This is a genomic window from Nocardia sputi (genome assembly GCF_023501985.1).
Window position 1 is genome coordinate 170327 of the sequence record NZ_JAMFLC010000022.1, and the last position, 19698, is coordinate 190024.

At 70.5% G+C, this 19698-nt stretch carries 14 protein-coding genes and 1 pseudogene; 5 read left to right on the forward strand and 10 right to left on the reverse strand.

Features of this window, described 5'->3' with window-relative positions:
- Nucleotides 1-18: 18 nt before the first annotated feature.
- Nucleotides 19-669: a TetR/AcrR family transcriptional regulator gene (locus M8859_RS27460; RefSeq protein ID WP_159928747.1), complete on the reverse strand. Its 651-nt coding sequence runs from the start codon at nucleotides 667-669 to the stop codon at nucleotides 19-21.
- A 169-nt stretch (nucleotides 670-838) separates the two neighbouring features.
- On the opposite strand from M8859_RS27460, the gene M8859_RS27465 reads away from it, so the two are divergent.
- Entirely contained in the window at nucleotides 839-2248 is a 1410-nt protein-coding gene (locus M8859_RS27465; RefSeq protein ID WP_249645027.1) for an NAD(P)/FAD-dependent oxidoreductase, read from the forward strand.
- Entirely contained in the window at nucleotides 2241-4031 is a 1791-nt protein-coding gene (locus tag M8859_RS27470) for a hydroxysqualene dehydroxylase (RefSeq protein WP_249645028.1), read from the forward strand. The genes M8859_RS27465 and M8859_RS27470 overlap by 8 nt, the downstream gene beginning before the upstream one ends.
- Before the next feature lie 16 nt (nucleotides 4032-4047).
- Here the strand turns inward: M8859_RS27470 and M8859_RS27475 are convergent, their stop codons facing one another.
- On the reverse strand, nucleotides 4048-4830 hold the full coding sequence (locus M8859_RS27475) for an alpha/beta fold hydrolase (protein WP_283780109.1): 783 nt from the start codon (nucleotides 4828-4830) through the stop codon (nucleotides 4048-4050).
- Nucleotides 4831-5056: 226 nt separating this feature from the next.
- A complete protein-coding gene (locus M8859_RS27480; protein WP_249645030.1) occupies nucleotides 5057-5470 on the reverse strand; it encodes a DUF7144 family membrane protein in 414 nt (137 codons plus the stop codon).
- A 221-nt stretch (nucleotides 5471-5691) separates the two neighbouring features.
- On the opposite strand from M8859_RS27480, the gene M8859_RS37350 reads away from it, so the two are divergent.
- Nucleotides 5692-8310 carry a LuxR C-terminal-related transcriptional regulator gene (locus M8859_RS37350; protein ID WP_249645031.1) on the forward strand — a complete coding sequence of 873 codons (2619 nt, stop codon included), beginning with the start codon at nucleotides 5692-5694 and terminating at the stop codon, nucleotides 8308-8310.
- A gap of 56 nt (nucleotides 8311-8366) precedes the next feature.
- Nucleotides 8367-10019: an alkaline phosphatase D family protein gene (locus tag M8859_RS27490; protein ID WP_159928759.1), complete on the forward strand. Its 1653-nt coding sequence runs from the start codon at nucleotides 8367-8369 to the stop codon at nucleotides 10017-10019.
- 35 nt (nucleotides 10020-10054) lie between these two features.
- Here M8859_RS27490 and M8859_RS27495 read toward each other — a convergent pair whose 3' ends face one another.
- The 7 genes from M8859_RS27495 to M8859_RS27525 all read right to left on the reverse strand — a co-directional run bounded on the left by M8859_RS27495 (nucleotide 10055) and on the right by M8859_RS27525 (nucleotide 19431).
- Nucleotides 10055-11197 carry a metallophosphoesterase gene (locus M8859_RS27495; RefSeq protein WP_195071010.1) on the reverse strand — a complete coding sequence of 381 codons (1143 nt, stop codon included), beginning with the start codon at nucleotides 11195-11197 and terminating at the stop codon, nucleotides 10055-10057.
- A 76-nt stretch (nucleotides 11198-11273) separates the two neighbouring features.
- Nucleotides 11274-12515, reverse strand: a complete 1242-nt coding sequence (gene trpB / locus M8859_RS27500) for a tryptophan synthase subunit beta (RefSeq protein WP_195071009.1) — start codon at nucleotides 12513-12515, stop codon at nucleotides 11274-11276.
- 167 nt (nucleotides 12516-12682) lie between these two features.
- Nucleotides 12683-13906 carry a serine hydrolase gene (locus tag M8859_RS27505; protein ID WP_195071008.1) on the reverse strand — a complete coding sequence of 408 codons (1224 nt, stop codon included), beginning with the start codon at nucleotides 13904-13906 and terminating at the stop codon, nucleotides 12683-12685.
- 47 nt (nucleotides 13907-13953) lie between these two features.
- Nucleotides 13954-15465: a serine/threonine-protein kinase gene (locus M8859_RS27510; RefSeq protein WP_195071007.1), complete on the reverse strand. Its 1512-nt coding sequence runs from the start codon at nucleotides 15463-15465 to the stop codon at nucleotides 13954-13956.
- Nucleotides 15466-15483: 18 nt separating this feature from the next.
- A complete protein-coding gene (locus tag M8859_RS27515) occupies nucleotides 15484-16974 on the reverse strand; it encodes a serine/threonine-protein kinase (RefSeq protein ID WP_249645032.1) in 1491 nt (496 codons plus the stop codon).
- Between the two features lie 216 nt (nucleotides 16975-17190).
- A complete protein-coding gene (locus M8859_RS27520) occupies nucleotides 17191-18456 on the reverse strand; it encodes a DUF7159 family protein (RefSeq protein WP_249645034.1) in 1266 nt (421 codons plus the stop codon).
- A gap of 585 nt (nucleotides 18457-19041) precedes the next feature.
- The gene (locus M8859_RS27525; RefSeq protein WP_195071006.1) at nucleotides 19042-19431 is read right to left on the reverse strand and encodes a hypothetical protein; all 390 of its coding nucleotides are present in this window, start codon (nucleotides 19429-19431) and stop codon (nucleotides 19042-19044) included.
- Between M8859_RS27525 and M8859_RS27530 the strand changes: the two are divergent.
- Nucleotides 19430-19698: pseudogene (locus M8859_RS27530) on the forward strand (hypothetical protein); the annotation flags it as partial. The gene M8859_RS27525 and the pseudogene M8859_RS27530 overlap by 2 nt on opposite strands.

Below are 19698 nucleotides of genomic sequence, written 5' to 3' on the forward strand. Positions count from 1 at the left end.
TCCGGTTGCGTGGCCGGGCTATCCGTCAGCCGGGGGTGCGTCGCCGTACACCGTCAGCCAGATCGCCCGGCCCAGCGCCTCCGCCAGCGCGTCGTCGGTGATCCCGGAGCCGGAGGAGAAGCCTGCGGCGATCGCGCGTTCGACCATCGAGGTCAGCACCACGGCGGTGGCTTGCGGATCGATCGCCGGGCTGATCCGGCCGGCCGCTCGGTCGGCCTCCAGCCGCGATCGCACCACTTCCACGAAGGAGGCCACCCGGCCGCGCCAATACGCGCCGACATCGCGGTCGTAGGCGGCCACCTCGCTCAGCGCCAACAGCAGCGACCGGTGCTCACGGAAGCCCGCGATCATGGTTCGCACGGCCGCCACCACACCGGCCTGCCCCCCGGTGTGCTCGGCGCGCCACCAGCGCTCGGCGGCCTCGAACAGATCCGCCGTGGCCAATTCGGCCATGCGGATCAGCAGCTGACTCTTGTCCGGGAAATACCGGTAGAACGTCGACCGCGCCGACTGTGACGCGGCGGCGATCCGGTGGACGGCGATCTCGGTGAAGGGCGTGCCGTCGGCGAGCAGCTCCTCCACCGCGGCGAGGACTCGTCGCTCGAACTCCGCGCGCCGATCATCGACCGGTTTGCGTGCGTTTCGGGGGACTCGGGTCAGCGAGGGCATCCGGCTCCTCTCTGCGGCGAAGCGGCCGCCTTGTTCGGCCGCGCCGGTCGGGTGCGTCGCGCCATGGGCTCCATTCTGCCGACACGGCACCGATATTGACATTCCGGCACCTACCACTCACCATCAATCGGACACACTGTCCGAGACTATGCGACCGAGGTGTTCGGGCATGCGCGGATCCTCTGCCCCGGCAATCGAGCACACCGATGTCGTCGTGGTCGGCGCGCGATGCGCGGGCTCGGCTGCCGCCATCGCGTTCGCCCGAGCCGGCCGTGACGTCCTCGCGCTGGACGCCGCGCGCTTTCCGTCCGACACCCTCTCGACGCATCTGCTGTGGCCCGGCGGCGTGGCCGAACTGCGCCGCGTCGGCGCCCTGCAGCGCGTCCGGCAGCTCGGCGCTCCGCCGCTGACCACGGCCTTCGCCGCCGGCGGCGGCTACCAGGTCCGGTCGGCGTTCACGCCGGTGGACGGCATCGACTACGCGATGTGTGTCCGGCGGACCGGATTGGACGCCGCGCTCGTGGCGACCGCCGCGGACGCCGGAGCGCGCATCCGCGAGGGCGCCCGGGTGACCGAACTGCTCTGGTCCGGCGATCGCTGCGTCGGCGTGCGATATGCCGACAGCGGCACCGCACGCGAGGTGCGCGCCCGCCTGGTAGTCGGCGCGGACGGCCGCCGCAGTACCGTGGCCCGGCTCGTCGGCGCCAGCCGACCCCGATTGTCCGCGCCGAGCGGAAGGGACTGCTACTTCGCCTACTGGCACGACGGCGCCGCCGACCAGCGGCACGTCGCCGCGCAATGGCGTTCCGGATCCGATCTCGGCACCGCCTTTCCCTGCGACGACGGCCTGCTGCTCAGCCTGGTCCAGCCGCCCGCGCGGCCCGCAGACGCGGGCGGCGGACGCGCCGAGCGCCGGTATCAGGAGGCGATCGAGCGGCTGCCCGGACTTCGGCTGCGGTTGCGCGACTGCCGTCGCGCCGGGCGGGTGCGTGCGGCTACCGGCCTGATGTCCTACTTCCGGCATTCGGCCGGGCCGGGCTGGGCGCTGCCGGGCGACGCCGGACACTTCAAGGATCCGGTGACCGCCCAGGGCATCCGAGATGCCTTGCGTTACGGCAGATTGCTCGGCGAACTCGCCGCCCCCGCCCTTGATGATACCGAGCACCTCGACACCGCCCTGGCCGCCTGGGAACGGCTGCGCGATCGCGAGTGCCTGGGCATCTACCAGTGGACCAACCGGCTGGCCCGGGGCACCGCGATGCGCCCCTTGGAGATGGAGCTCTATCGCAGAGCCGCGGCCGACCCCGCGCTGGCCGACGCGGTCACCGAGATCTTCTCTCGCACGGCGCATCCGGAGGACATCTTCACGCCGGCACGCGCGGCTGCGTTCGCGGCGGGAGCACTGCGCGATTCCTGGCGCGCCCCGTGGCCGGTCCTGGCGGACCTGGTGAGCGAATGCCGCGACACAGTCTCCGAACGCAGGGAAGCCCGCGCCTTCGCGCGCACCGCTCCCGCCGACGCCATCCCGTCCCGGCCGCTGCGGCGCCTCGCGGCACCTTCAGGAGATCGACATGCATGACCCGCGTCCCCGGCCGACCATCGACCTCAACCGCCGCGACCTGTTGCGAGGCGCCCTCGCGACAGGGGCGGCCGTCGCCGCCGCACCGGCACACGCCACGCTGCCCGAATCTCGCCGAACGCCCGGGCTGCGCACCGGGGGAAAATCCGTCGCGGTGTTCGGCGGCGGGGTGGCCGGACTGTCGGCGGCCCACGAACTGATCGAGCGCGGATACGCGGTCACCGTGTACGAACCGGCGTTCCTCGGCGGCAAGGCGCGCAGCATGGGCGTACCGGGCACCGGCACCGACGGCCGCCTGGATCTGCCCGGCGAGCACGGCTTCCGGTTCTTTCCCGGCTGTTATCAGAATCTGCCGGATACGATGCGGCGCATCCCTTTTCCCGGCAATCCCGAGGGCGTCGAGGACAACCTCGTCCGTGTCGAGGGCACCGTCGCCGGTTTTCGCGGCAGGCCGCCGATCTTCGCTCCGGTCGAGATCATGGGCCTCGATCAGCTCACCCCGCAGCGATTGCAGAACACGCTGATCGGCGCGTTCGGCTTCATCCCCGAGCTGCCGCCAGCCGAGCTCGCGTTCTTCGCCGAACAGATGGCCGTCTGGTTCACCTCGTGTCACGAACGGCGGTTCGGGCAATGGGAGTACGTGACGTGGGAGCAGATCCTGCGCGCCGAGGGCAAGTCACCGGCATACCGCGAATACCTGGTCAGCGCTCTCACCAGGATCACCGTGGCGGCCAAGCCGCAGGTGAGTTCGGCCCGCACGATCGGCACCATCGGCGAAGCGCTGGTGCTGGCGGGCACCGGAGCGATCCCGCAATACTCCGCGGGCATCGACCGGATTCTCAACCGGCCCACCAACGAAGCATGGATCGACCCCTGGGTGAGGTATCTGCGGTCCCGGGGCGTGCGATTCGTCGCGGGTCAGCGGGCGACGCGGCTGGAGCTGCGCGCAGGCCGGATCGCCTCGGCGACGGTGACCGACGGTGACGGCCGCTCCACCGCCGTCACCGCGGACTGGTATCTGTGCGCCATGCCGGTCGAGAAGGCGATAGCGCTGTTGAGTGACCAGATCCTCGACGCCGACCCGCATCTGGCGGGCATGCGGCAGCTGCGGACCGACTGGATGGTCGGCATCCAGTACTACCTCGCCCGCCCCACCGACCTGCCGGAAGGCCATATCGCCGCACTCGGCTCCCCGTGGGCGCTCACCGCCTTGCGCCAGGCCCCGATGTGGGTCGGTGACTTCGCCGGCCGGTACGGCGACGGCACCGTGCGGGAATGCTTGTCGGTGGACATCTCCGACTGGGATTCCCCCGGCATCCGCTTGCGCCGGCCTGCCAAGCAGTGCACCGCCGCCGAGATCGCCGAAGAGGTGTGGGCACAGCTCACCGAATGGCTCAACACCGCGACGGGTTGGCTGCGCCCCGAGGACATCCGCTGCTGGCATCTGGACCCCGGGATCACCTGGACCGCGAACGGAATCCACAACGAAACCCCGTTGCTGGTCAACACCGTCGGCTCCTACGACAACCGCCCGGAGGCCCGCTGCGCCATCCCGAACCTGTTCTTCGGCGGCGACCACGTGCGCAGCAATATCGACCTCGCCACGATGGAGGGCGCCAACGAATCCGGACGCGCCGCGACCAACGCGATTCTCGATGCCGCCGACGACCCCGCGCCCCGGGTTCCGGTCTTCCCGCTGGTGGCACTGCCGATCTTCGAGCCGTGGAAACGCATCGACGCGGATCGGTACCGGGCGGGATTGCCACATCTGCTCGAGATCTGACCGGGCAGACGGCTCGCTAGGAGGCTTCGGAGCTGGTGGTGATACTCGCGGTGGCCAGGATCGTCCGGGCGACCAGCCCCGGGTCGTCGATCATCGGTACGTGCCCGGTGTCGGGCAGGACGCGGAACGCGGCCTCCGGCAGCCGCGCCCGGGCGATCGCTCCGTGGATCTGCTCGGGAAGAACACGATCGTGTTCCGACCAGGCAACCGTGATCGGGCACGGCACCGGGTCCAGGGGGGCGATCTGTTCGTCGGTGCCGAGCAGATCGGCGGTGACCGTGCACCCCACCAGATCACGTAAGAAGGTCATCGCTTGCGCCGCGCTCGCGCGATCGCCGTGCACGGCGATGTTGCGCAACGCCACTCGCCGGACCGCCGCACTGCGCAGACCCAACGGGGCGAGGACACCCAGCAGCCGCCCGGTGGCCGCCTCGCGGGCGATGCGGCGGGTCGCGGCCGACTGACTTCTGGCCCCGGCTTCCCAGAAACCCGCGGGCGAGAGCGCGCAGACGGTCTCGGCGCGACCACGGCGGGCCAACTCGATGGCCATCCAGCCACCCAGCGAATTGCCCGCGATGTGCGCCCGGCGCAGCCCCAGCGCGTCCATGCGCCGCTCGATGTCGTCCACCAAGTGCTCGACCCGCGCCGGCCGCCGCAGGGCCTGCGGGCCGCCTCGATGGCCGAGGGCGGTCGGTGTGATCACCTCGTGGCGCGCGGCGAGCAACGGGGTGACGTCCTCCCACACCCGTTCGGACATGGTGACACCGTGCAGAAGAACGAGCGGAGGCTTGCTGGGCATTGGCTTCCCTTCGAGTCCGTAGTGCGATCTCGAAGGTGGATACCACAACTTCGCCTACGGTGACAGCGGAAGCCCCCACTTCACCGGTCGATCGCGCCGAGCGATTCCCACAGTTTGCTCGCCGGAACGCCGCTCCTCGCCACGGCCTGCGCAGGCGCTCGTGAACGCACCCGAGATCATGCGCGGTGGAGGCATTCCAGGCTCGGAGCGGCCGACGTTCGCCCGGTCAGACCACTTCCGGCCGCCATGTGGCGACCGCCCAGATCACGACGATGTTCAACGCGATCACCAGGATCGACCACGCCGGGTAATACGGCAGCCACATGAAGTTGGCGATGATCGACAAGGCCGCCAGGCAGATCGCCGCCACCCGCGCCCACGTGGCGCCGGTCATCAAGCCCAGGGCGGCGACGACCAGCAGAATGCCGATCACGATGTGAACCCAACCCCACGTCGTGGTGTCGAACTTGTAGACGTACTCGGTGCCCACGATGTAGAGCTCGTCCTCGGCGACGGCGGAGATGCCCTCGAAGATCGACAGCACCCCGACGGTCAGCAGCAAGATCGCGGCCGCTATCGACGTGCCGGCCGCGATGCCACGTCGCACGGGGTGTGGCTCCGGTTCGGTCATGTGCGTCATCGGTCGCCCCCTTTCTCGGGAAGTAGTGACGTCCTCCGAATCTCCACCAGCCGAGGTGCCCGGCACTTCACCCGTTGCGGGTGACTCCGAGGTCGCGCCACGTCCCGGGGGTGAAAATTCCATAACGACCACTCACGATGGGATCGAGCGGACTTTCCGCCGGGTAAGTTCCGCTACCTAGGCGCGGTAGTGATCTGTCAGCACACGGCCCGGGAGGCACGGTGACCACCTCGCACGTCCCCGCTCTACCCCGCATCCCCGCCGCGGCGCGATCCGCAGCCGACATACCGTCGTCGCCGTTCACTCCGCTGCCCCGGCCGGACCTGTACGCCGCCGCCGACGGACTGTCGAACACCCGCGAGGGCCATGTGCTGCTGATCTGCGCACCGGCCGGAACCGGGAAGTCCGTACTGGCGGCCGACTGGGCCGCCCGGCACGCCGCGCGCGCATCCGATGTCGCGTGGCTGACCGTCACCGCACAGCTCGACGACGCGACGGCGCTGTGGGCCGAACTGCACGCCCGTTTCGGCATCGCGGCCACCGGGTGCCCGGGCCCGCCGACCGCGCCTGCCGCGGAGCTGGTCGAAACACTGGCCGCGCGCACCACACCGACCGTCCTCGTGCTCGACGACGCTCATCTGCTCACCGATCCGCTCGCGCTGGCCGGTGTCGAATACTTCCTGCACCATGCCCCACCGACCGTCACGACGGTGCTGTGCGCCCGATTCGCTCCGCCGATCCGCTGGCACGTCCTAGAACTCCACTCGCGGCTGACCCGGTGGGGCGCCAGCGACCTCGCCTTCACCGCGGACCAGATCGATACGCTCTGCCGTGACCACGGCTGTGAACTCACCGGCGCCGAACTCCAGACGCTCCACACCCTGACCCAGGGCTGGGCCGCACTCGTGCGGATCGCCGCGACCCATCTGGCCGCCAAGTCCGACGACCGGGCGGCGGCGCTCACCGGTCTCGGGCGCCCGGCGCGCGCGGTCACCGATTTCCTGGCCGGCGAGCTCGTCGAGGCGCTGCCGCCCGCGCTGCGCCAATTCCTCACCTACACCAGCATTCCGGTCGAGTTCACCGAGCAACTCGCCGACGAACTCGTCGGCGGCGGTGCGGGCCACTATCTCTACGAACTCGAACGGATCAACTTCCCGATCGGCTCCGTCACGCGCGACGGCGACGTATGGTTCTGTTGTCCTCCGCTGATACGCGCTCACTTCCTCGCCGAGACCCGCCGCCTCGGGCCGCGACTATGCGCGGAGCTACACCTCCAGTCGGCCCGCTGGTTGCGTTCCGCGGGCCTGCCCGCGACCGCGCTGCCGCATCAGCTCGCCGGCGCGGACCGGGAACACCTCTGCGAATTCTTGTCCGCGTACGCGCTGCGCATCGTTCTCGACGGAAGCGGCGAGACGCTGTTCGATCAGTTGGCCCACTCGGCGCCCGACTTGCTCGACGACCCCTTCCTGTGGCTGGTACGCGTCGTCGACGCGCTCGTCGCCGGCCGCACCGCCGCGGCGGTCGCGTGCCTGGACACCGCGACGGCCCGGCGCGCCGCCAAGGTCTCCTTCGCCTCCGCCGAACGCCTGGACGCGCTCACCCTGGCCGCGACGATCGACGTCGCCGCCACCACCGGGGCTGTTCTGCCGAGGGTGCCCGACGATGTCCCCCCGACCGGCGACCCCGATCTCGACGCGTACACCGCGATCCAGGTCGCCACCGCCTTCGTCGGCCGCGGCGCCGTCGCACGCGGTGAACAGCTGCTGCGCTCAGGCCTCGCGCTGGCTGAGCACGCCGCCCGTCCCCGTTTGGTGCTGCGCGCGCTAACTCGGCTGGCGTTGGCCGCCGACACCGTCGACGCCGCCACCGCGATGCGCGACCGCGCGGCGCGCGCGCTGGCGACGGCGGCCCGACACGGGCTGCTGGAAGCGACCGACGCCGTCCAGGCGACCGCTGTGGCCGCCTACGGCGCGTACCTGCAAGGCGAGACACCCGATGCGGCTGCGGTCCGCGCTGTTCTCACCGAGCGTGTCGAGCACGACGGGTCCTGCGGTCCGGTCGCGGGGTGGCGTGGCCATGTCGTGGGCCGCCTGCTCGAGCTCGAGCGGGCCGAGGAGCAGTCCGCCGCGGTCGACGCATTGCGCCGGAGCCTGCTCATCCTGCTGGAGAACAAGGCTTTGCCCGCCGCGACGGGCAGCCTCATCTTGCCGGTGGTGTGGGCGCTGCTGCGCGTGCACGATGCCAGGACGGCGCGACTGCTGGTCGAGCGGGCCCGCGGCATCGTCGGCGAAGTTCCCGAAGTGCGATTGGCCGACGCGGCCCTGCACGCCGCGGCCGATCGTCTCAAGGCGACCTGCGCCATCCTCGAACCACTGCTCGACCGCGCGGGCGACCTGCGTCCGGTCAGCGCGATCACCGGATGGCTGCTGTACTCCGCGGCGCAACACGAGTTCCGGGCACCGGCCAAAGCGCTCACCGCGCTGGAGAACGCACTGGGTTCCGCCACACCGCACCGGCTGTTGCGCCCGTTCCTCGACGTGCCCGCCGCGATGGGATTGCTGGACAGCTATGCGGGCCGTTTGGGCCGGTCCGAGCGTTTCGCCGAATCGATCCGGCGGCATCCCGCCGCGCGCCGCCGACCCGCCTACCCCGCTCTGACCCACACCGAGATGACCGTGCTCAAGCAGTTGCCGTCCGGCCGAACCGCCCAGCAGATCGCCGACGACCTCGGTGTCTCGGTCAACACCGTGAAAACCCACCTGCGCGGTATCTATGGCAAGTTGGGGACGAATTCCCGGGTCGACGCCCTCGACCACGCGCGCCGCGGCGGGTTGCTCTGACGCCGTCACGGCTTCGGTGGGCCTTCCCGCCGCCGGGCGCGGCCTTACGCTGATGTATGGCCCTCTCACGTCGGGAATTGTTACGAGTCGGAACCGCGGGGTCGGCCGCGGTGCTGGTGGGAACGGCGGCGGCGGGCAGCGCCCGATTCCCCGCCCCGCGCCGGCTCGGCGATCCGTTCGCACTGGGCGTCGCCTCCGGCGATCCCGCTCCCGACGGGGTGGTGCTGTGGACACGACTGGCCCCGGACCCTCTGGCGCCGGACGGGCTCGGCGGCATGCCGCTGGATCCGGTCACGGTCGACTACGAAGTAGCGCACGACGAGCACTTCCGCCAAGTGGTGGCGCGCGGGTCGGCGGTGGCCACTCGCGCACTCGGCCACAGCGTGCATCCCGAGGTGCACGGATTGGCGCCGGATCGCTGGTATTTCTACCGTTTCCGGGCGGGCTCGGCCATCTCCCCGGTCGGACGGACCCGCACGGCCCCGGCGCCCGGGCAGGCCCTGACCCGGTTACGGTTCGCCTTCGCCTCCTGCCAGTCGTGGAGCTCCGGCTACTACACCGCCTACGAGCACATGAGCCGAGAAGACCTGGATCTGGTCGTCCATCTGGGCGACTACATCTACGAGCGCGCGTGGACGCGCGGGCGAGTGGGCGTCGCGATGGGCGCGAACTTCCGCGACGAAGCCGTCGACCTGACCGACTACCGGCTGCGGTACGCGCTGTACAAATCGGAGCAGCCGCTGCGCGCGGCACACGCCGCGTTCCCGTGGCTGGTCACCATGGACGATCACGAAGTCGACAACAACTGGGCCGCGGGCGCGCCCGGTCTGGGCCTCGACATCTGGCGTGTTCCCGCCCTGTTCCGCCGCCGCCGCGCCGCGGCGTTCCAGGCCATGTACGAGCACCAGCCGCTGCGCCTGGCGCAGCTGCCGTCCGCCGCGGGCATCCGGCTGCATCGCCGCTTCCGGTTCGGCGACCTCGCCGAGATCACGATGCTCGACACCCGCCAATACCGCACATCGCAGGCATGTGGCGGCGCCGTGGTCGGCGGCTGCACCGAGCGGCTCTCCCCCGACCGCACGATTCTGGGCGCGGCACAGCGGGATTGGCTGATCGACGGCTTGACCCACTCTCCCGCTCGCTGGCAGGTGCTCGGCAACCAGGTGGGCATGAGCCAGAACGACTCCGACCCGGGTCCGGAGGTCAGCGTCTCCACCGACGCCTGGGACGGTTATGTCGCCGACCGCAATGCCGTGCTCGGCGCCGCCGCGGCGCGCGGCGCGGGCAACCTGGTGGTGATCACCGGCGACCGGCACGAGAACCAGGCCGCCGATCTGCGGCGCGACTACACCGACCCCGAGTCACCGGTCGTGGCGGCGGAATTCACCGGCACCTCGATCACCAGCAACGGTGACGGAGCCGACCTGAGCGACAAAGGCCGCCTGCTGCTCGGGGCGAACCCGGACATCAAGTTCTTCAACGCTCAGCGTGGGTACGTCCGGGTGGAACTCGATCACCACACCTGGCGCAACGACTTTCGCGTCGTTCCCTATGTCCGCCGTCCCGGCGCGCCCATCCACACGCGCGCCAGTTATGTCGTCCAAGACGGGGTTCCGGGCGTCTGGGAGGCGTGGAGCTCCGGCGACGCGGCTACCTCGCCCGCGCCGGAGGCCACCGGCCGGGCGGGCGCCGACCGCGGCCACCGCTGACGAGGCGGACCCGCTGCGCACCGTCCGCGCCGAACTCAGCCCCTCGCCGCCTCCGACCGCAGGATGAGCAGGGTGATCTCACTCGGGGCGAACACCCGCAGCTGAGGTCCCCAGAACCCGGTGCCCCGGCTGGTGTAGAGCTGGGTGTGGCCGCCGTGGCGGCTCAGCCCGGCGACGACGGGCTGGTCGAGGCGAACGAGGTAGTGGAAGGGCCAGATCTGGCCGCCGTGGGTGTGGCCGGAGATCTGCAGCGCCACCCCCGCCGCCGCGGCCTCGGCGATCTGCTTGGGTTGGTGGGCGAGCAGGACGACCGGCGCGTCCGGGTCCGCCGCAGCGAGCGCGGCGGGCAGGTCGGGGCCGTGACCGGTCAAGGCGATGCCGGTGGGGTCATCGATGCCCGCGATCACCAGTCGATCGTCACCGCGACGCACCGTCTCGTGCTGATTGCGCAGCGGCTGCCAGCCGAGCGCGGTCATGTGATCGATCCAGCCCTGGGCGTCACCGAAATACTCGTGGTTGCCGGTGATGTAGAACCGGCCGAGTTCGGCCTCGACCTTGCCGAGGGGGTCGACCTGCGCGTGCCGTTTCGCCACCGATCCGTCCGCGAGATCTCCCGCATGGCAGGCGATGTCGGGGCGCTGCGCGTTGACCACCTCGACCACGCGTTCCGACCAGCGCAGCCGGTCGAGCGCGGCGAAATGGGTGTCGGTCACGACGACCACGCGCAGCCCGTCCAGCGCCGGTCCCAGACCGGAAATGGATACCTCCACGGTGCGCACCCGCGGCACCCGGCGCGCCTCGAACACACCCCACACCACCAGCACCGTCGCGGCCGCGAACACGCCCGTCGCGACGATGCGGGAGCGAGCCGGATCGCCGACGCCCGCGGCGGCCAGCCCGACGCCGGCGAGGTTCCCGAGCACCGACCAGCTGAAGACCACCCACATCACACCGAGCAAGGTGTCGCCGACGATCGAGGCGGCGTCCGACTGCGCGGGCCCGTGACCGAGGAACATCGACGCGGGCAGGGCGGCGAACCCGAGCCCGAACACCGCCGACCCGAGCCAGAACAGTGCGCCGGATTCCTGGGTGGGCGCCGCCACCAGCGTCCACCAGGGCAGCAGGAACAGCACGGCGGGAATGGCCAGGAACAAGATCAGGCGGGGTACATACTTCAAGAGGGCTCGTCCTCGTGCGCGGGTGTAGCGCGCGGTCCCTCTCCGGCGCCCTGGGCGCTTCCGACCATAGCAGCGCCTACGCCACACCGAGCCGCTCGGCGGCGACAGCGAGATCCTTGTCGCCGCGGCCGGACAGGCACAGCACGATCACCGAGTCGGCGGGAACCTCGCCGCGCTCGGCCATATCCATCAGGTAACCCACGGCGTGGGCGGATTCGAGTGCGGCGAGGATGCCCTCGGTGTGACTGAGCGCCTGCATGCCGCGCAGGGCCACGGCGTCGGTGGCGGCGCGATAGGACACCCGGCCGCTGTCTTTGAGGTGACTGAGTTCGGGGCCGACACCCGGGTAGTCCAGTCCCGCCGCGATGCTGTGGGTGCGCGCGATCTGGCCGTCCTCGTCCTGCAGCATGTAGCTGTAGGAGCCGTCGATCTCACCGGGACTGCCCATGCAGAGGGTCGCCGCGTGCTCGCCGGTGTCGACCCCGAGACCGGCCGCTTCGACGCCGATCAGCCGCACCTGCGGGTCGTCGGCGAAGGGGTGGAAGACCCCGATGGCGTTGCTGCCGCCGCCCACACACGCCAGGACGTAATCGGGCAGTCTGCCCTCGACGCGGGCGATCTGGTGTCTGGTCTCCGCACCGATCACCGTCTGGAAGTCCCGCACGATCCGCGGGTACGGCGCGGGTCCCGCGGCGGTGCCGAACAGGTAGTGGGTGGTGTCCACGTCGGCCACCCAGTCGCGGACCGACTCGCTGATCGCCTCCTTGAGTCGCCGCGAACCGGTGTCGACCGGACGGACTTCGGCGCCGAGCAGCTTCATGCGCATCACGTTCGACGCCTGCCGCCGCATGTCCTCGGTTCCCATGTACACCACACAGGTCAATCCGAGCATCGCCGAGACCGTCGCCACCGCGACGCCGTGCTGGCCCGCGCCGGTCTCGGCGACGATCCGCTTCTTGCCCATGCGCCTGGCCAGCAACGCCTGCCCGAGCGCGTTGTTGATCTTGTGGGCGCCGGTGTGGGTCATGTCCTCGCGCTTGAGATACACCCGGGCGCCCGGCACACCCAGCAACTCCCCGAACCGCCGCACCTGATGCAGCAGCGTGGGACGGCCGACGCGGTCGCGCAACAGCTCCCGGTACTCGGCCATGAACCCGGCGTCCGCACGGGCCAGCCGGTAGGCGTCCTCCAGGGCCAGCAGCGCGGCCATCAGGCCCTCGGGTACGAATCTGCCGCCGAACACGCCGAACCGTCCGCGTTCGTCGGGGAACGTCTCGTGCCGGTATGCGCTCACCGCCACGTCATGGTCAATCCTCATCAACACCAACGCTTTCACCGCCAAAGAGCCGACGGGTCAGTCTGTTCCGCTAGCGCTAGCACAACCCCACGGTTGGGCAACAAGCGAGTTAACAGACTAGATCGTTCGGATGGCTAAGATGTTCTCACTGGTGGAGGCGATCGATGCGGCCGCGCGCACAGCCCTGGCTACCGATCGGCGCGCACTGTGGCGGAGATCTGCGCGACCAGCTGCCACGGCCGCTCGGTATCGGTCGTGGCTTTGCCGCTGGTGAGAATCGCCCCGGACAGCCCACGAGCCGGGTCTGCCCAGCCGTACTGGGTGGTCAGTCCACTGCGCCCGAAATGCGATCCGGTGTCGCGGCCGAATTTCGACCTGCGGCCGCCGAGTTCGAAGCCGGCTCGGCTGACGCGGCCGGCCACGCCGGGTATCCAGCGAGCCGGTCGCACCGCTTCCTCCAGTGTCTCCGGCCGGATGATCCGTCGGCCGTCCGGTGCGCCGCGCGTGAGAATCTCGTAGAACCGTGACAATTCGGACGCGGTGGTGATCAGATTGCCGGAGGGCAGCTCGGCGGTGAGAAAAGCGTCGGTCGCCGCGCGCGAGGCGCGGTCCATTCGTCCGCCGATCGCCTTGCGCGCCAGATAGCTCGCTGTGCGCGACGGAGCCGGACCGGTCTTCACGCTGGGCACGACCTTGTCGAGGTCCTCGGGCCGCACGCCGAAGTTGGTCCAGCGGAACCCGAACGGCTCGAGCACCTGCTCGGACAAATGGTCGCGCAGCCGTTTGCCGGTCGCGCGTTGCACCAGCAGACGCAGGATCAATCCGAGCGTCAGCGCGTGATACACCCGGAACCGTCCCGGCTTCCAGCTCGGGACGAGGTCGGCCAGCCCGCGCACCGCCAGTTGCTCGTCGACAACCAGATCGACGCCCTGATACGGCGGCGTGACGAACGGGACCCCGGCGGAGTGCGAGAGCACGTCACCGATCGTGATGGCGGCCTTGCCATTCGCGGCGAACTCCGGGATGTAGCCGGACACCGGCTCGTCCAGGGCGAAGGCGCCCTGTTCGACCAGCATGAACATCAGCGCACCGGCCACGCCCTTCGCGGTCGAGAATCCACAGAACGGCGTATCCGGAGTGGCCAAGATCTTGACCGCGTCCGGACCGTCATCCGGCGCGTTGCCCCAGCCATGGCCGATGGTCCGGTTCAGCGCGATCTTGCCGTTGCGGCGCAGACACACCTGAATGGCCGGGGTGGAGCCGAGGCGGTACCACGCCTGCACCGACTCCCACAGGGCCTCCACGTCGGCGCGGCTGAGTCCGGCCGCCGCGGGATCGTCCTCGGGACCTCGGGTGGTGACGGCGTCCAAGTCGTCGACGATGGCCACCGAGCCGGCCGTTAGTGCGCTCACCCGGCCAGCTTATCGACCATCGGCGGGCGCCGCCGGTACGCGGCGGCTCACAGCGGCGCCGACTGCCACCACTGATCGAACAGCTCCTGACCGGTGTGGTGATCCCAGGACACATCGATGACGATCCATGCCCGCGCCGGGTCGTCGAATCCGACCGTGAGCAGGCCGGTGTTCCCGCCCGGGTAGTGGCTCCAGCGCACCCGCCCCGAGCCGGACGGCCTGCGCCAGATTTCCTGACGAGTGGTGTCGTTGTCGATGTTGGTGTCGAACGTCGAGTCGCGCCGGGGGTCACCGCGCCGGAAAGACCACACGTACCAGTGGATCCCATTGTCCTGGCGGCATTCGACCGCGGGGGCGCCACCGTTGTTGACCACGTCGATGTCGGTGCAGCGCGCGCCCTGATAGCCGAACCCGTCCGGTGTGGCGGGAAGCAGACCGGGGAGCGACGCGACGAGTTCGGCGTTGCGTCCCCATGCGGAGGACGCCGCCGTGGTGGCGGTGCTCGACGGCGCCGCGGTCGCGGTGGACGAGGCGGATGGTGTCGCGCTATCCGCGATCCCCACGCCGGGAACCGTGTTCGAGCGCAGCAGCAGCACACCGGCGAGCGCCAGGAACAGAACCGATACGGCGGCCGTGGTCGCCAGGACCCGAGGCGACGAACGCACGGGCGGCGTCGGCCGCGGGCGCGCGACAGGTTGCGCGAGGCGGGGCGCGGGAGGAGGGGCGAATGCCTGCGCGGCAGCGACGGCCAGTGCGCGGCAACTGTCGTAGCGGTCTGCGGGACGCTTCGACATAGCGGTGGCGACGACGACGTCCAGCGCCGCAGGCAGGGCCGGATCGGCCGCCGAAGGGCGCGGTGGCGGTTCGGCCAGATGCGCTCGCAGCACCGCCGCAGGGGTCGTGCGCGCGAACGGCATGGCGCCGGTGAGCATCTGGTACAGGGTCGCGCCGAGGGCGTACACGTCGCAGCGATGGTCGAGCGGCTCACCCCTGATCTGTTCGGGTGCGACATAACCGAGCGTCGCGATCAGCGCTCCGGCGGCGGTCAGCCTGCTGGTGTCGTCGCGGCTGCGCGCGATGCCGAAATCGGTGACGAAGACGTGGTCGCGCCCTTCGTCTCCGGCCGCGACCAGCAGGTTGGCCGGTTTGACGTCCCGGTGCAGCAGGCCGCGCCGATGAGCGGCGTCCAGCCCATCGGCTGCCTGGGCGAGGATTTCGATCACCCTGCTGGGCGGCAGCTCGTGTGACCGTCGCTGGATCAGCTGCGCCACGTCCGCACCCGCCACGTACCGCATCGAGATCCACAGCCTGCCCTCCTCGCTGCCCCGGTCGTAGATCTCCACGATGTTCGGATGATCCAGCCGAGCGGCCAGTTCGGCTTCACGCTGGAACCTGGCCCGGAACTCGGCGTCGGCGCCCGCCGCCGGGTCGAGGACCTTCAGCGCGACCGAACGCGGCAGCCGGGGATGACGCGCCAGGTACACCGTTCCCATGCCACCCGAGCCCAGCGTGCGCTCGATGCGATAACCGGCGAATACGGACCCGGAGCGCAAGGTCATGCCCTTCCCGTCCTCTGCTCAGATCGGCGCACCGGTCCACCATCTGTCGTACACGTCCTGGCCGCCGTTGCCGCCGGAAGCGCTGACCGTGCAGAAGTGCCGGTGGTCGGTGAACGCCACGTCCAGCAAACCGAAGCCGGCGAGGTCGTCGGTCGCCCAGCGGACCGTGCCCGTCCCCGACGGCCGCGTCCACGGCTGTTCACGCAGGTCGGCACGGCCGAGGGTGTCGGAGGTATAGGTCACCGGGCGGCGGGACGGGTCGCAGCGGATGTTGACGTTGATCCCGTCGCCGGTGGCCGCCGGGCAGTGCAACCAGGCGCCACGATCGTCGTTCAAAGCGCAGCGCATCCCCTGATAACCCACGCCTTCGGGATCGGAGGGCAGCAGGCCGGGAAACGCTTCCACGATGTAGGCGGCGGGTCCCCAGGCGGACCTGGCCGCGGGGGTGGTGACCGCGGGGGTGGTGACCGCAGTGGTGGTCGTGGCCTGCGAAGCGGTCGTGGAGCGGGCGGCGACGGCGTTCCCGCCGGATCGTTCGGCCGTTCGCAGGAGGACCACCGCCAGGATCGCGATGACCACCACGGCGACCGCACCGCCGATGAGAGCGAGCCGTCCGGTACGCGCGCGTGGAGGCGGCGGCGGGAAAGCCGGGGCGGGCGGAATCGGCGGCGGCTCGAGCGCCCGGATCGCGGCGGCTGCCAGCTCCGCGCAGTTGCCGTATCTGGCCGCCGGGTTCTTCGCCATCGCCCGGGTGACCACCTCATCGATGGCTGGGGGCAACGCCGGGTTCGCCAGCGACGGGCGCGGCGGCGGCTCGTAGAGATGGGCCTGCAGACTGGCTGCCGGAGTACGGCGGCCGAACGGCACGGCGCCGGTGAGCATTTCGTACAGGGTGCAGCCGAGGGAGTAGATGTCGGCGCGATGGTCGAGCGGAGCGCCGGTCAGCTGTTCGGGCGCGGCGTAGGCGAAGCTGGCCAGCACCGATCCCGTGGTGGTCGAGGACGCGCTCGCCTCCAGTGAGCGGGCGATACCGAAATCGGTGATGCGTACCGCGTCCGACCCGTCGTCGGCCGTCGACACCAGGATGTTCGCGGGTTTCACATCACGGTGCAGCAGGCCGCTGCGATGCGCGGCGTCCAGCCCGCGCGCCGCCGCCGCGACGATCCGCACCGCACGCCCGGCGGGCAGCACCGCTGGGCCGCGGCGCACCAACTCGGCGGCGTCCACACCGTCGACGTAGCGCATGGCGATCCACAGCACGTCGCCTTCGGCGCCCCGATCGTAGATGGAGACGACATTCGGATGCTCGAGCCTGGCCGCCAACTCGGCCTCCCGCTCGAACCGGGCTCGGAACTCCGCATCCATCCCCAGATCCGGATCGAGGATCTTCAACGCGTCACGTCGCGGCAGCCGCGGATGCTCGGCGAGATACACCGCCCCCATTCCACCCGCCCCGATCCGGCGAATGATGCGGTAACCGGCGAAAACATCGCCAGGATGCACAGACACGACGCGCCCTCCTCCCTGACCGAGCAGAATACCGGCCGTCGCGTCGCCCACCCGGGCCGAGCCATCGCGCGGTGAGCGAAAGGAAGCGAGCAGGGGTAGGAGAACTCAGCTAGTCGGGGCGGTACCGCAATGGGGCGCAGTCGCTGTTCGAGGGCTCGCGAAATCCGTGTTGCACCCAGCGCAGGGTGGCGCGCAGTTGTAGAAGACGAGCCGGTGTCAGCGGCCGTGCAGCCAGCTCTCGTTCAGCTTCCAGTGGTTGTCCCACCATGCCTGTACGACCGCGGGGTCGGCGTTCCAGGGTGGAGGCGGGGACTCGCCCGGGAAGAGGAAGGGTTCGTCGGGCGCTGCGGCCGTGGCAGGCGGTGGGGCGGGCGGCTCCGGGGAAATCGTCGTCGTGGTCGGCCTGTGTCTGTACGGCGTCGGCTGGTTCAGCAGGGGCGGTGGCGGAGCGGGCGGAATGATCGGTTCGACCGGCATCTCACCTTGGACATTCGCAGGTGGCGGCCCGGGAGCCGGTGGCACCGGCGGTCCGGGGTACGGCCACGGGGTGGAAACCACGTCGGGTGCCGGGGCAACAAGAGCCTGTTCGACCGGCGGGGCTGGAGGCAGGACCGGTGGGTTCGGCTCGGCGGGGTGGGCTGCGGAGACGGGCGCCTGCACCGGGCCTCCGATCTGCGCGTTCGCCGGGCGGTCTTCGCGGGCCTGCACGACCGCGATCGCGGCTCCGCCCAGCAGCGCGGCAGCGGCCGCCCCGGCCATGAGTGCGCGGCCGGAATGTCGGTGCTCGGGCACTCTGGGCGCGTCCGATGCAATACGGAACGGAGCGGCGGCGACCAGGGCCGCACCGTATGCGGCAGCGTTGGCATAGTCGGGTGCCACGATGACCGGTGCGGTGAAGCCGAGTCGCAACGCGGAGACGACGTCCGGATCTCCCACCGACGAGCCGCACAAGACGACGGCATCGGGCAGCAACCCGGCCGCGTCCAAGTTCGCCTGGATCCGCTCGATCGCCAGACCCGCCGTATCGGCGTCGACGACACCTGAGGCCCACGAGTCGACTGCGAGTGGTTCGTCCCGGTTCGGCCCGACGACGAGGTAGGACGTGTGGTAGCCCACGACCTCCAGCACCAGCAGGGTGGCGTAGCGCGCCAGGCCAGGTACGTCCTCGATCAGCGCCAGCAGCGCTGTCTTGGTGGACACGAGCGACGACGACCGCCACGCGGCCGATGACAGTTGCGAAACGATTGCCCGTCGCTCGGCGACCGTCCGGTACGCGACGGCGACATCGTCGATTTCTGCGCCGGGTTCGGCGCAGGCCGTCAGCGCGTCGAGCGTGGCGGCGACCGACGCGGCGGTCGAGTGCTCGATCGGTCGCTCGACCTCCCGCAGCACGGTCGGCCGGGAGTCCTGCCGCGCCGTCGACGACAGCATCACGCCGCGCACCACGGCCTGTTCCGCTGATATTCCGACTGTGGCCCTCATGGGATCACCTCTGCTCGACCGGTCTCGGAAGGAGTTCGTCACCGCGGTCGCCGACGATCGGCCCAGGATTCGTGTCCGGGCCACACGCTCGCAGAACGCCCGCCTGGCGAAAGACGCCTTCGAAGACCGCGACGGAGGTGGGTGGCCTCCTCGGGCGCCGCTGTTAGATGCCACGCGATAGCTAGGGACCAGGATACGTCTGTTCGCGCGGTCCGGATACAGCTTGAAGGCAGTTGCGAGCGCTACGTGGGCGCGGTGGCGCCGAGATCGGATCGCGCGGCCTCGCGGGAGTTCGAAAAGCGACGGCGGCGTCCCGCAAGGGGCGCCACCCGCGTTCGACCATGGGTAGACCACCACACCGTGTTCGGCTGGTCGGCCTTGACCTTCCCTCGTCAGCCTGCTCGCGCAGGTGCGGGATCAGGCGCCGTCGACGCGATGAACAGTCGGCAACTCGAGCGCGATGTGGTCGCCTTCGACGTCATCGCGGTCCCTTCCCTGCTCTTCGCCCACCGTTCCCGGACCTCGGAACCGCGTGCGAGGAGTCGGACTCTGGTTCGACGGGTCTCGGAGTCGGGCCGTGTGTGGTCAGCCCGCCGGTGGGGGCGGCGGTGGGGCGGGAAGGGGGATGACGATGCCGAAGGGCAAGGTGATCCCGGGTGGAGGCGTGGGTGTGGATGGAGCGTCGGGTACCGGTTCGGGTTCCGGCGCGGGCGGTGTGGTGATGGCAGGTTCCGGGATGTGAGGTGCGATGTCCTGTTCCGGTGCCTCACGGCTGGGGCTGGTGGGGGCGTCCGCTCCGAGTTCCGTGCAATGGGCCGCCTCGACATCACCGGATCCGGGTAGTCCGGCGGCGTTGCCCGGGTCGGCGTCCGCTTCCGGGTTGTTCGCGTCGGGTAGCTGCCCGGGGGCAGCGCCGTAGGGTTGCCCGGGTGCGAGCGGTGTGCGCGCCACGCCGGGTTGCCCCGGTTGCGGCATGGGTGCGGGTATCGGTTGCGCCGCGCACGGATTCACCGGAGGCGCGGGCGGGCAGAAGATCCCACACGGAATCGGCGGCAAACCCGGAATCGTGATCATCACCTGCATCGGCACCGGCGGCCGCGGAACCGGAACCACCGCCCGCGGCGACTCACCCACCCGCGGCGCCGTCGTCGTCACCGCCGCCATCTCCGACCCCGGCCCCACCGAAGGCAACGTCCCCGGCGCCACCACATCCGGCGAAATCCGCACCTGCTGCGGCGAACC

Bases quoted from the DNA above. Each gene is read 5' to 3' on its own strand.
- M8859_RS27460 (WP_159928747.1), bottom strand. From the start codon at position 669: ATGCCCTCGCTGACCCGAGTCCCCCGAAACGCACGCAAACCGGTCGAT.
- M8859_RS27465 (WP_249645027.1), top strand. From the start codon at position 839: ATGCGCGGATCCTCTGCCCCGGCAATCGAGCACACCGATGTCGTCGTG.
- M8859_RS27470 (WP_249645028.1), top strand. From the start codon at position 2,241: ATGCATGACCCGCGTCCCCGGCCGACCATCGACCTCAACCGCCGCGAC.
- M8859_RS27475 (WP_283780109.1), bottom strand. From the start codon at position 4,830: ATGCCCAGCAAGCCTCCGCTCGTTCTTCTGCACGGTGTCACCATGTCC.
- M8859_RS27480 (WP_249645030.1), bottom strand. From the start codon at position 5,470: ATGACGCACATGACCGAACCGGAGCCACACCCCGTGCGACGTGGCATC.
- M8859_RS27490 (WP_159928759.1), top strand. From the start codon at position 8,367: ATGGCCCTCTCACGTCGGGAATTGTTACGAGTCGGAACCGCGGGGTCG.
- trpB (WP_195071009.1), bottom strand. From the start codon at position 12,515: ATGAGGATTGACCATGACGTGGCGGTGAGCGCATACCGGCACGAGACG.
- M8859_RS27510 (WP_195071007.1), bottom strand. From the start codon at position 15,465: ATGACCTTGCGCTCCGGGTCCGTATTCGCCGGTTATCGCATCGAGCGC.
- M8859_RS27520 (WP_249645034.1), bottom strand. From the start codon at position 18,456: ATGAGGGCCACAGTCGGAATATCAGCGGAACAGGCCGTGGTGCGCGGC.
- M8859_RS27525 (WP_195071006.1), bottom strand. From the start codon at position 19,431: ATGCCGCAACCGGGGCAACCCGGCGTGGCGCGCACACCGCTCGCACCC.